Source organism: Rhodococcus phenolicus (assembly GCF_001646785.1).
In the GTDB taxonomy this organism is placed as follows: domain Bacteria; phylum Actinomycetota; class Actinomycetes; order Mycobacteriales; family Mycobacteriaceae; genus Rhodococcus; species Rhodococcus phenolicus.
In genome coordinates, this window is the sequence record NZ_LRRH01000191.1 from 1 (window position 1) to 716 (window position 716).

A 716-nucleotide genomic window follows, 5' to 3' on the forward strand; every position below is an offset into this window, starting at 1 on the left:
CCGGATGATGCGGTGTTGCTCAAGACTGCGGCGACGTTCGATCTGTCGGTGTGGGAGTTCTGGTCGGCGTTGGTGTCCGGTGGCCGGTTGGTGGTGGCGGAGCCGGAGGGTCATCGGGATCCGGGGTATCTGCTGGGGTTGATGCGGTCGGCGTCGGTGTCGACGTTGCATGTGGTGCCGTCGATGCTGGAGGCGTTGACGGCGGCGGCGTTGTCGTCGGGTTCGGGTGGGGTGTTGGCTCCGTCGTTGCGTCGGGTGCTGGCGATCGGTGAGGCGTTGCCGGGGGTGGTGGCGCAGCGGTTCTTGTCGGTGAATCCGGGTGTGGGGCTGTTCAATTTGTACGGTCCGACGGAGGCTGCGGTGTCGGTGACCTGGCATGAGGTGTCGGGTGCGGATGTGGTGGGTGTGCCGATCGGTGTGCCGGAGTGGAATGTGTCGGCGTTTGTGCTCGATGGGCGGTTGCGTCCGGTGCCGGTGGGTGTTGCGGGTGAGTTGTATCTGTCGGGTGTGCAGTTGGCTCGGGGGTATTTCGGTCGTCCGGAGTTGACGGCGGATCGGTTCGTGGCGAGCCCGTTCGGTGGGTCGGGTGTGCGGATGTATCGCACGGGTGATGTGGTTGCGTGGAACGAGCGGGGTGGGCTCGAGTACATCGGGCGTTCGGATTTCCAGGTGAAGGTGCGTGGTTTCCGGATCGAGTTGGGTGAGATCGAATCGGT

At 64.7% G+C, this 716-nt stretch carries 1 protein-coding gene; it reads left to right on the plus strand.

Features of this window, described 5'->3' with window-relative positions:
- Nucleotides 1–716, plus strand: a 716-nt coding sequence (locus tag A8G15_RS28760) for an AMP-binding protein (RefSeq protein WP_156665625.1), incomplete at both ends; no start/stop codon positions are given.